The sequence below is a fragment of the Bradyrhizobium ferriligni genome (assembly GCF_056837965.1).
Genome location: NZ_JBXEJO010000069.1, coordinates 17740 through 26747, shown reverse-complemented (window position 1 = coordinate 26747; position 9008 = coordinate 17740). Strand labels below are relative to the sequence as shown.

Annotated in this window: 18 protein-coding genes and 1 riboswitch; of the genes, 6 read left to right on the top strand and 12 right to left on the bottom strand. The window is 64.7% G+C overall.

Translation table 11 applies throughout. From position 1 onward, the window contains the following. Nucleotides 1–218 precede the first annotated feature (218 nt). The 4 genes from AC1VNY_RS32640 to AC1VNY_RS32625 all read left to right on the top strand — a co-directional run bounded on the left by AC1VNY_RS32640 (nucleotide 219) and on the right by AC1VNY_RS32625 (nucleotide 2386). The gene (locus tag AC1VNY_RS32640) at nucleotides 219–1331 is read left to right on the top strand and encodes an AI-2E family transporter (RefSeq protein ID WP_028342252.1); all 1113 of its coding nucleotides are present in this window, start codon (nucleotides 219–221) and stop codon (nucleotides 1329–1331) included. 76 nt (nucleotides 1332–1407) lie between these two features. Further along, nucleotides 1408–1779, top strand: a complete 372-nt coding sequence (locus AC1VNY_RS32635; protein WP_016842979.1) for an ElaB/YgaM/YqjD family protein — start codon at nucleotides 1408–1410, stop codon at nucleotides 1777–1779. Between the two features lie 30 nt (nucleotides 1780–1809). Next, nucleotides 1810–1968, top strand: a complete 159-nt coding sequence (locus tag AC1VNY_RS32630) for a hypothetical protein (RefSeq protein ID WP_482408250.1) — start codon at nucleotides 1810–1812, stop codon at nucleotides 1966–1968. Further along, entirely contained in the window at nucleotides 1946–2386 is a 441-nt protein-coding gene (locus tag AC1VNY_RS32625; protein WP_482408249.1) for a hypothetical protein, read from the top strand. Before AC1VNY_RS32630 ends, AC1VNY_RS32625 begins: the two co-directional genes overlap by 23 nt. 174 nt (nucleotides 2387–2560) lie before the next feature. Here AC1VNY_RS32625 and AC1VNY_RS32620 read toward each other — a convergent pair whose 3' ends face one another. The 6 genes from AC1VNY_RS32620 to AC1VNY_RS32595 all read right to left on the bottom strand — a co-directional run bounded on the left by AC1VNY_RS32620 (nucleotide 2561) and on the right by AC1VNY_RS32595 (nucleotide 5921). Continuing rightward, nucleotides 2561–2953, bottom strand: coding sequence for a hypothetical protein (locus AC1VNY_RS32620; protein ID WP_482408248.1), 393 nt, complete (start codon nucleotides 2951–2953; stop codon nucleotides 2561–2563). Nucleotides 2954–3304: 351 nt separating this feature from the next. Further along, on the bottom strand, nucleotides 3305–3478 hold the full coding sequence (locus AC1VNY_RS32615) for a hypothetical protein (RefSeq protein WP_196238193.1): 174 nt from the start codon (nucleotides 3476–3478) through the stop codon (nucleotides 3305–3307). Nucleotides 3479–3615: 137 nt separating this feature from the next. Continuing rightward, nucleotides 3616–3798: a hypothetical protein gene (locus AC1VNY_RS32610; protein WP_016842983.1), complete on the bottom strand. Its 183-nt coding sequence runs from the start codon at nucleotides 3796–3798 to the stop codon at nucleotides 3616–3618. A gap of 83 nt (nucleotides 3799–3881) precedes the next feature. Next, complete coding sequence (locus tag AC1VNY_RS32605) at nucleotides 3882–4808, bottom strand: DMT family transporter (RefSeq protein WP_482408247.1); 927 nt, start codon at nucleotides 4806–4808, stop codon at nucleotides 3882–3884. Nucleotides 4809–4851: 43 nt separating this feature from the next. Continuing rightward, a complete protein-coding gene (locus AC1VNY_RS32600; protein WP_304498485.1) occupies nucleotides 4852–5532 on the bottom strand; it encodes a transglutaminase-like domain-containing protein in 681 nt (226 codons plus the stop codon). 167 nt (nucleotides 5533–5699) lie between these two features. Continuing rightward, nucleotides 5700–5921 (bottom strand): hypothetical protein, encoded by a 222-nt coding sequence (locus AC1VNY_RS32595; protein ID WP_016844392.1) that lies wholly within the window; start codon nucleotides 5919–5921, stop codon nucleotides 5700–5702. Nucleotides 5922–6132: 211 nt separating this feature from the next. On the opposite strand from AC1VNY_RS32595, the gene AC1VNY_RS32590 reads away from it, so the two are divergent. Beyond that, nucleotides 6133–6387 (top strand): hypothetical protein, encoded by a 255-nt coding sequence (locus AC1VNY_RS32590; RefSeq protein WP_482408246.1) that lies wholly within the window; start codon nucleotides 6133–6135, stop codon nucleotides 6385–6387. On the opposite strand, the gene crcB is transcribed toward AC1VNY_RS32590, so the two are convergent. From crcB to AC1VNY_RS32570, 4 genes are all read right to left on the bottom strand, one after another. Then, on the bottom strand, nucleotides 6384–6770 hold the full coding sequence (gene crcB / locus AC1VNY_RS32585) for a fluoride efflux transporter CrcB (RefSeq protein ID WP_482408245.1): 387 nt from the start codon (nucleotides 6768–6770) through the stop codon (nucleotides 6384–6386). The two genes, AC1VNY_RS32590 and crcB, sit on opposite strands and share 4 nt — an antisense overlap. After that, a complete protein-coding gene (locus AC1VNY_RS32580) occupies nucleotides 6767–6940 on the bottom strand; it encodes a hypothetical protein (RefSeq protein WP_225161321.1) in 174 nt (57 codons plus the stop codon). The genes crcB and AC1VNY_RS32580 overlap by 4 nt, the downstream gene beginning before the upstream one ends. Nucleotides 6941–7008: 68 nt before the next feature. Continuing rightward, nucleotides 7009–7069, bottom strand: a riboswitch (Fluoride riboswitch). 61 nt (nucleotides 7070–7130) lie between these two features. Further along, a complete protein-coding gene (locus AC1VNY_RS32575; protein WP_482408244.1) occupies nucleotides 7131–7253 on the bottom strand; it encodes a hypothetical protein in 123 nt (40 codons plus the stop codon). Nucleotides 7254–7290: 37 nt separating this feature from the next. Continuing rightward, nucleotides 7291–7467 (bottom strand): hypothetical protein, encoded by a 177-nt coding sequence (locus AC1VNY_RS32570; RefSeq protein WP_482408243.1) that lies wholly within the window; start codon nucleotides 7465–7467, stop codon nucleotides 7291–7293. A gap of 179 nt (nucleotides 7468–7646) precedes the next feature. On the opposite strand from AC1VNY_RS32570, the gene AC1VNY_RS32565 reads away from it, so the two are divergent. Next, nucleotides 7647–7889 carry a hypothetical protein gene (locus tag AC1VNY_RS32565; RefSeq protein ID WP_304498479.1) on the top strand — a complete coding sequence of 81 codons (243 nt, stop codon included), beginning with the start codon at nucleotides 7647–7649 and terminating at the stop codon, nucleotides 7887–7889. Nucleotides 7890–7914: 25 nt separating this feature from the next. Here the strand turns inward: AC1VNY_RS32565 and AC1VNY_RS32560 are convergent, their stop codons facing one another. Together AC1VNY_RS32560 and AC1VNY_RS32555 are read right to left on the bottom strand one after the other, a co-directional pair. Next, complete coding sequence (locus AC1VNY_RS32560; protein WP_155258615.1) at nucleotides 7915–8055, bottom strand: hypothetical protein; 141 nt, start codon at nucleotides 8053–8055, stop codon at nucleotides 7915–7917. A gap of 57 nt (nucleotides 8056–8112) precedes the next feature. Then, nucleotides 8113–8994 (bottom strand): DMT family transporter, encoded by an 882-nt coding sequence (locus AC1VNY_RS32555; RefSeq protein ID WP_482408242.1) that lies wholly within the window; start codon nucleotides 8992–8994, stop codon nucleotides 8113–8115. Nucleotides 8995–9008: the final 14 nt, after the last annotated feature.

Sequence of the window (9008 nt, the reverse complement as noted above, 5' to 3'; positions counted from 1 at the left end):
CTGGACGGGATGCGCATCGTGGTGATGCGATGCCGGGCCAACGCGCATGGCCGCGAGTCAGTTCCGCCGCGAATCGTCGCGAAGCCGCGATTGTCAACCCGTCACGTCTCACGAAGCCGCGATGGAACTTTCTGTGCAGCGATCAGTTGTCATCGCGCAATTCGGCGCGCGGGGCGACCACGCGACGGGTTTGTTCGTCCTCACGCGGGAGGAGTTCGGTGCGCGCCTTTCCGAGTGAAGACCTGCTTGGCAATGCGCCCGAAGGCACGCCAGTCCCCGACAGCAAGATCGAACTGCCGCCGGTGGTCAGCCGCGCCGAGGCCGTCGCCTTCGCATTGATCGCCCTGCTGGTCATTGTCGTTGTGGCGGTGCTCTATCTCGCACGCGCCTTCTTCCTCCCAATTACCATGGCTTTCATCGTCGGCACCATGCTGTCGCCGGCGGCGAGCATGCTTGAACGCTATCGGATCCCGCGCGCGCTCGGCGCGGTCGTCATCGTGATCGCGGTCGGCGCCGCCGTCAGCTTCATGGTCGGGCTGATCGCCTCGCCGGTGATGGAGTGGAGCTCGCGGCTGCCCGAACTCGGCGCGATCCTGAGGGAGAAGCTGCATGTGTTCGACCGGCCGCTCGCGCTGTGGCAGGAATTGCAGACCATGGTCGGCGGCTCCGATACGCTGGCCACGCTCCAGCTGCCGAAATTCGAGTGGGTGCAGCCGACGCTGGAATTCCTGTCGCCGACCTTCGCCGAATTCCTGCTGTTCATCGCGACTCTGATCCTGTTCATCGCAAGCTGGAAGGATCTGCGCCGCGCACTGGTGATGGCCTTCAGCGAACGCACGGCGCGGCTGCGTACGCTGCGCATCCTCAACGAGGTCGAGACCCATCTCGGCAATTATCTGCTGACAGTGACCATGATCAATGTCGGCGTCGGCATCGTCACCGGCGCGATCTGCGCGATGACGGGCATGCCAACCCCGGCCGGGCTCGGTGCGCTCGCCGCGACGCTGAACTTCGTTCCGATCATCGGCCCGGTCGCGATGTTCGTCGTGCTGGTCGTGGTCGGCATCATCGCCTCGCCGACCATCGGCGCCGGGCTGATCGCGCCGGCATGTTTTGCGGTCGTGACCTTCCTGGAAGGACATTTCGTGACGCCGACGATCGTCGGCCGGAGGCTGTCGCTGAACGCGCTCGCGGTCTTTCTGGCGCTGGCGTTCTGGACCTGGCTGTGGGGTCCGATGGGCGCCTTCCTGTCGTCACCGCTCTTGATCGTGGCGCTGATCGTCAAGGAGCATTTGATGCCGGTCAATTCGCCGCAGCTGCCGGAAGACTAGCCTCGGTTTCGCATCGGGAACCATGCACCGCGCGGCGCGTTTTTGTTCCAGCACGCAAGTTCTCCGGGAGCCTTCGATGTCGAGCACGGACAGCGCATTTGGGATCAAGAACATGACGGACAAAGCGACCTACGAACGCCTCGAAAAGGATGTCACCGCCGTGAAAAACGATATCGCCGCCCTCACCGAACAGATCACCGACGCGCTGAACTCGTTTGCCAACAACGCGGGCAAGCAGGCACGCCGCCGCTACAAGGATGCGCGCGCCAGTGCGGAAGATACACTCGACGACATGTCGGAGCGCGGCAGCGCGATGATGGGCGCGGCGCAGGATGCCGCATCCTCGATCGAGGAATCGCTGGAAGATATGATCACGCAGCGGCCGCTGGCGACGGTCGGCCTTGCGCTCGGTCTCGGCTTCCTGATCGGCGTCACCTGGCGCCGCTAGGCAGTCTGCGGTCTCCGGGGAATGAGCTCCATGGTGGCGATCATGCGAAAACCACCGTTCTGGGTGCGATGGCGGCGCTGGCGCGCCGCCGCCGCTTTTGTCGATGCGCTCTTCAGGGCAAGATTCAAGGCAAGATTCAAGGCAAGATTCAGGGCAGGGCTGGTCGATGCTTCAGCGGCTGATCAATGACGTCAAGGATTCCACCGGCAACGCGCTGCGGCTGACGTCGCTGGCCGCGGCCACGGCGATCGCGCTGTTCATCACCATCGCCTTTCTGTGCGCGGCCGCCTTCGTCTACGTGCTGCAGCACTACGGGCCGGTGGAAGCGTGCCTTGCCGGCGCCGCGCTGTTCCTTGTCGTCACGTTGATCGCCGCCAGCGTCTACATCGTGCGCAAGCGCGAGATGCGCCGCCGCGCCGAGAAGGCGGCAAAGGCCGCCGCGGCCAATGTGTTCGCCGATCCGGTGGTGGTCGCCACCGGCCTGCAGATCGTGCGGGCCATCGGCGTGAAGCGGCTGATCCCGCTCCTGGCGGTCGGCGGCCTCGCACTCGGCCTGATGGCAAGCCGAAGCGCTGCCAGCAGCAGCGAGGCGGACGAGGAGGAATAGCCTGCGTTGCCCGGTAAGGTGCAAACCGCAACCAACGATGTCATCGCCCGGGCTTGACCGGGCGATCCAGTATTCCAGAGACGATTGTGATTGAGCCGATGGGCCGCGGCGTACTGGATCGCCCGGTCAAGCCGGGCGATGACGCCGTCGATATTAGACGACCGTGCGCCCTTCTCAGGTCACGCAACGACCGGGCTGCAGCAGCTTGGCCACTTCGGTCAGCACGCTGACCACGGGCTCGCAGGCCACCTTGCGGGTGTCGCCGGGCCGTGCCCGAACCGGCGCTGCGGGGCGATGGCGCGCCTCTTCCTTGGCCACGGGGACGCGGACCAGCACCGATGTATCGGGAAGCCGCTCGACCTTCAGCGCAACGGTCCGGCTCGGCAGGCCGGTGACTGGAACCGTGGCACGGTCGGTCTTTGCGGCGCGATTGACGGCGCTCTCCGGCGCCAGTGCGGTGGTGACCTGCTGGCCGCCGATGAGATCATGGCCAGATGCCAACTGGACGGCGCCAAGCGTCAGCCCAGCCGCCAGCGCAGCGAAAATTCCCATCTGAATCTTTGACATGGTGATGTCCCTCGCCCCATGGAAATTCGCTCGACGATCCCTTGGCGATCCCGGACACAACGCGAACGAAACCCGCGGGGTTCTCGCGTCCGGCCATCACTTAACCGTGTACGAAATTATTTTCGCTTGCGCGGAACGACTCAGGGGGTCTGCGAGTCATTGGAAGAGCCGGTTATTCCCCCTGCCCCATTGACCGGCGACGTAGGGCGCGACCGTGGTGATGCCGGTCGCGCCCTGCTCTTTTTCTGGTATGCCGCGAACGATGCGTCAGCCGGCCTGTCGCTCACCCGTCGCAATCGAAAACCTGAAACCAAAGGCCCGGTCCTGCCACTGGCGAGAAGACCGTCCGCGTCAGGCATTGTCGTTCGCTGGCATGTCCTGAGATCGAACAACCGTTACTTCACGGCATGACGGGCAACGGCCGACGTGAAACTTGATTCCGGTTGTCTGGTCGTCGACGAGCATCAATTCGCTCAAGGGCTCACCGCATTTGCAGGTGACCGTTTTCTGATCGGCAAAGTACATCTGACGTCCTCCATAAGCCTGGAGATTTCTCGTCTTCGGGGCGAGCTCGCTTGCGCCGTGCTCGCCCCCCTCGCTTTCGCTCCTTCTCGTTCGGTCAGATCCGGGCCATCCGGATTGGTTGGTGTGGCTCCTGGCGCTTATTTCGAAGCGGATTGCGCCTTCCGTGACTCCGCGGCTTCGCGCGCCTGCCGCTCGGCCTTGAGGCGCTGGAAGTTGTCGTAGAACGCCTTCTCGTTGGCGCGATGCTCCTTCATCGCTTGCGATGCGTCTTGCTGACGCTGCGCATCACGGTCCTTGCGCTGCTGGGGAGTAAGATTCATACGACCTCCGACTAAGCTCTTGAATCAACGCTGGATTCAACGCGCGAGGCCGGAAAAGGTTGCACCTTGGGAAGGAACTGGATCTATTTGCGCAGGCTGGCCCAGACGCCGCCGAGGATCAAAAGACCGCCAACCAGATGGATCAGCTTCGGCGGCTCGCCAAGGATGATCCAGGACAGCAGCGCGCTTGCGATCGGTGCGACGTAGAGCACCAGCGAGCTCCGCACCGAGCCGAACCGCGCGCCGAGCCAGGCGAAGCCCGCATAGGCAAGCAGGCCGGGCACGAGGCCGGCGAAGACATAGGCCTCGAACGCCCGGGTGTTGAACACCTCCGCCGGGGTGGCCCACATCTCCTGAAGCGCCGGCGGCAGCGAGCACAGCGCGCCGGCCGCCGAGAACAGGCTGACCCGCGCCAGCAGCGAGGCGCGCGGCGCGACGCGCGACTGCAGCAGCGTGTAGCCGGACCAGCCGAGCATCGCGCACACCACCAGGAGATCGCCCCAGGCCGCGCTCGATTGCGTCAGCGTTTCCACATGACCGCCCGAGACGATCAGGAGCGCACCGCCGAGCGCCAGCGCCGTACCGAGCCATTGCAGCGGACCGATATGCTCGATGCCGAGCGCCGCCGAGATCAGCAGCACCATGATCGGCGACAGCGCGAAGATCAGCGCGATGTGGATCGCCGTGGTCGTGATGCCGGCGATGTAGACCGGGGCGCCGCACAGGAACATGCCGAGGAACCCGGCGGCGAGGATCGGCCAGAGGTTCTGCGCCAGCGGGATCTTGCCGTCGCGGATCGCTGCGATCGCAAACGGCGCGAGGCCGATGGCGATGATGCTCCAGCGGAAGAAGGCCAGCGAAAACGGCGGCACCGAGCCGGCAAGCCCGCGCGCCAGAACCTGGTTGGAGGCCTGCCCGACCGCGACCAGGATGAAGCCGGTCAGCGCGACCGCGTCCTCCCAGCCTTTGGCGGGGCGGCCAACCTGCGCTTTCGGCGGCTCCGCATCCATGACACCGCCCCCTCAGCCGGCGCGTAATCGGCTCACACGTCCGCTACTGCTCGGCCGCCTCGCGCTCCATGTCGCGACCGGCGAGATCCTCGCCCTGCATGTTGGCGTATTCGCGCGCCATCTCGCGCATCAGGAATTTGGCGGGGACGTCGTGATAGCTGCCGTGGTCGTTGACATACTGCATGTAGGCGCGCCCTTCGCCGTCGAAGGGATGCAGCAGCGCGTCGGCGTGGCCGTCGAAATCGAGCGGCTTGACGCCGAGCTTGGCGCACAGCGTGTCGTTGAAGGTCGGGGTCGCCTTGCGCCAGGCGCCATCGACGAACACGTCGGTGAAGCCGTGCCAGGTGAACAGGTCCGAGCCCATGCTCTGGCGCAGCTTCTCGGTGGTGAGATGGTTGCGCACATCGGCGAAGCCGACACGCGCCGGGATGCCGTGGACCCGGCAGGCCGCGGCATAGAGCGCCGCCTTGCCGACGCAGTAGCCGTTGCCGGCGGCGAGCACGCTGGAGGCCCGGTAGCTCTCGGGCGAGCGCATGCTGACATAGGGGTTGTAGCGGATGCCGTCGCGCACCGCGGTGTAGAGCCGGCGCGCCTTGTCGCGCACGCTGGCGTCAGACGGAACGGCGGCGCGGGCGAACGCCTCGACGGCGGGATGGTCGCTGTCGACATATTCGCCTGGGTCGGTGTAGAGGCGGCTGATCGTATCGGGGAGCTGCTCGGTCATGGCGTAAGCTTAGCAAGCCATCTGCGCAGTTCAATGCAGGACGTGCAGCCCTCCCGCAGCCCTGCCCCGCCGAAGCCCCGCTCCGATTAAATCGAAACGGGGCTCTGGATTTTAGTTTTGACGCGTTTTCTTCACGCGAACCGGTGCCCGCTTCGCTCGAAAACGCTCTAGTTCTCGAAGTGTTCGTCCAACCGCGGTGACGGGTAGCTGCGCCGCTTCGCCTTGAAATATTGGCGTGCGAAATGGATGCCGATCCCGATCAGGAACGGCGGCGCAAGCGCGGCGGCGATCATGAGCGCGGTGATCGATTTCGGCGTCACGATGTCCAGCACCATCGACGCCAGCAGCCACAGCGTGGCAGCAATCACCGCGACGTCGACGTGCTTCATTCCCCGGTCTCTCCCTTGGTCCCTGGCTACCATCCGGGTTCCATCCTACCGGCTGGTCCCGGACGCGCCAAGGATTCCGGGCGGCAGACGGTACCTCCGGCCCTTCACTTTTTTGGAACGGCGCTTGTTTGGAACGGCGCCTGCGCGGGCCACGTTTATCCAGATCAGACCTTGCAGATCAGACCTGGATCAACCGAGTTCGGAGGCCGCGATGGGCAACTCCAGTGACATCCACAGCGGCGTCGACCGTCCCGCCAGCCGGAACGGCGTCAACGACCCCGTCGACGGGGTCGATGTGAAGCGAACCTTCAACGACAACCAGACGCCGCACGAACGCGCGCAATGGGCCGCCGATGTGCGTGCCGACCCCTCGCCTCGGCGGGACGAACCGTTCCTGCCCGAAGCGCTGCGACGGCCGCGGACCGCGCCGCTCAATCCACGCACCGGCCGCCGTTCAACTGACTAGGCCGTGAACGCCCGCACCAGCAGCAGGCCGCCGAACAGCGCGAGAATCGAAAGCGCGACGGAGGCAGCAATATAGGCGCCGGCCGCCCACAGCTCGCCGCGCTGCATCAATACGATCGCATCGAGCGAGAAGGTCGAGAAGGTGGTGAAGCCGCCGCAAATGCCGACGGTGAGAAACACCCGCATCGCCTGGCTGGCATTCCAGCTCAGCGCGAAGGACTCCGCGAAGACGCCGATCAGGAACGAACCCGCGATATTGATCACCAGCGTGCCCCAGGGAAATTCCGCGCCGACCAGGCGTCCCGCGCCGATCGCCACCAGATAGCGTGCGACCGATCCCAGCGAACCGCCGATCGCAACCGCCGCCAACAACTGAACGTTCAATGCTCCACCTTTCCGGCTCGCCATTCGACGAAGCCCGCCACCAACCCAAGCACGAAGGTCGCGGCAACCAACTCGCCCGGCGCGCCGACCAGCAAGGCGACGACACCGACGAGCCAGATCGACCCGACTAGCGACAATGCGATTGAGAGTGAACCAGGAAGACCCGTCATGCGCTGTCCCTTCTCATTCGCGGGACACGGCGGGTCGGCGGTGGCGCATGCTCCTACCGACGCTGTCGCGCCCGGTAGGAGTCATCAGCCTCGCGGCAATTATCGGGGGACTCCATCCCCATCAACGTGGGAATGGTAGGCGAGCGGAGCGGCAGGAGCAAGTGGCCGTTCCGCCGCTTCGCTTCCCGGCTTAGCCGGTCGTCGACAGCATCGCGTTCAGTTCGACGGCTGTCTTCAGCTGATCGATGCGAGCGACAATCGACTCGCGCTCAGCTCCGCGCGGCAATTCGGCAAGCCGGCTTTCAAGTCGCACGCGATGTTCCTCGAGGCGCTGTTCGAATGTATGGGGTTCAGATCGCTTCCGCTTTTGAATCGTCCTCTGCATTATCGACCTTTGGTGGTTGAAGACCGGGGCTGTTGGCCCAGCGGTCCAGTTGCTCAATGACTTTCGCGTGGCTCGGGCGCCGCGGTTCCGGGGCTTCCGGTTCATCGGACAGCTTGCGGGGAAGCTTGACTTGGTTGGCCATGGCATCTCTCCAGCGACATAACGAGACGGGCAGCCGGATCGTTCCCATATTTTTTATATAAGCTATTGATTTCATTTGATAATTATACTCAATTAGCGTTTTTGTCTCAACCGGTGGAACCCCACGCGAGTTTGGCGGTTTAGCAAATTACTCAACAAGCTAAGTCTGGGTGTTTTGCGATGAATGAGCTTCGCGCTGAACGGCTTCAGGTCATGCTGTCGCCAGAGGAGTTGGCAGCCCTCGACGATTTCCGGTTCAAGCACCGCATGCCGACCCGCGCTGCGGCGGTCCGCGAGCTGCTCAAGCTCGGTCTGGCCGGCATTGGCACCGATGGGGCGGCAGGGGTGAAATCGAGCGATTATGGGGTGTTTGACCGGGGGCCCGATGGGCACACCCAGAGCGACGCGCCGCAGGAGGAATGACGGCGCGTTGGCAGCATGGTGGCGATCAACCGGCGGCGAACAGGTCCACAATCGCCTTCAGGATGCACACCACGAGGGCCGACGTGAACATCGCCGTGCCGAGATCTGCGAGATAAAGCAGTTGCGCCCTCTGCTCAGCATCAAGCCGCGCGATCGCTTTGCGCATGGCCAAGCTCCCTTTTCGGGAGAACGCAATGCGCCGATGTCCGTTCCCTCCTTTGCGTCAGGCCCGCTGCAGCGCCAGCGTCACGCCGCCGAGCGTCAGTGCCATGGCGCCGATCTCGCGTAGCCCCAGCGGTTCAGCAAGAATGATCGCGGCCGACACCACGCCGATGACCGGCACCAGCAGCATGCCCGTTGACGCCGATGTCGGCGGCAGGCGGCGCAGCGTCTCGAACCAGGTGAGATAGCAGATGCCCATCGGCATCAGCGTCATGTAGGCAAAGCAACCGAGGCCGAGCGGCGTGATCGCGGCATAGTTCGGATGCTCGAAGAGAATGCCGAGCAGAAGCATCACGAGACAGCCGATGCCGACCTGCCAGGCCACCACCGCGAGCGGCGGCATCGGCAGCGGCTTGCGGTTCAGCACATTGCCGAGCGCGAACAGAATAGCACAGGCGAGCGCCAGCGCGATACCGGTCAGCTTGTCGGCGCTGAACGCAAAGCCATTGCCGCCGAGCAGGAGCGCAACGCCGGCGATGCCGAGCACCAGCGCCGCAAGATCCCGCAGCGTCGGTCGGCTGTGCAGCACCGGCCAGGCGAACAGCATCGCCCAGATCGGCATCGTGTAGGCGAGCAGCGCCCCCTCGCCGACCGTGACGAATTTCATCGCGATGGTGCCAAAGCCCATCCAGGCGAAGACATTGGTGAAGGAGGCAAACAGCAGCCGCGGTATCGCCTCGCGCGGCACGGCGAGCGACTGCCCGCGGGCCAGCGCCAGCGTGCCCAGGATCACCGCCGCGCAGGTGCCGGCAAGCCCACGGGCGAACAGCGGCGGCCATTGCTGCAGCAACAGCTTCATCAGCGGCCAGTTCAGGGCCCAGCCGAAGGCCGTCACCACCAGGCAGAGAAAGCCCACCGTTCTGTCGCGCTGCGTCGTATCCATGGGCCGCGCTTAGC